Raw genomic sequence first — 246 nt, 5'->3', positions numbered from 1 at the left:
CTTCATCATGGTGGTCAACCTCGTCTCCGACGGGGACAATCACGACATCACCTATCTTCGCAACTACGCGACCTTGAACGTCAAGGATCGTCTCGCCCGCATTGCAGGCGTCGGTCAGGTACAGGTCTTCGGCGCCGGCGACTATTCCATGCGTGTCTGGATCGACCCGCAGAAGGCCGCCGAGCACAATCTTGCCGCCAGCGACATCAGCAGCGCGATCAGCTCCCAGAACGTCCAGGCCACCGC

Annotated in this window: 1 protein-coding gene; it reads left to right on the top strand. The window is 61.0% G+C overall.

The genetic code is table 11. The annotated features are described in order from the left end of the window. The coding region (locus AF337_RS15960; RefSeq protein ID WP_152971100.1) for an efflux RND transporter permease subunit at positions 1–246 on the top strand (246 nt) is incomplete at both ends.

Origin of the sequence: Rhizobium ecuadorense (genome assembly GCF_001187535.1) — a bacterium.
Taxonomy (GTDB): domain Bacteria; phylum Pseudomonadota; class Alphaproteobacteria; order Rhizobiales; family Rhizobiaceae; genus Rhizobium; species Rhizobium ecuadorense.
Note: the sequence above shows the minus strand (reverse complement) of the source record. Positions and strands in the feature narration are given on the sequence as shown.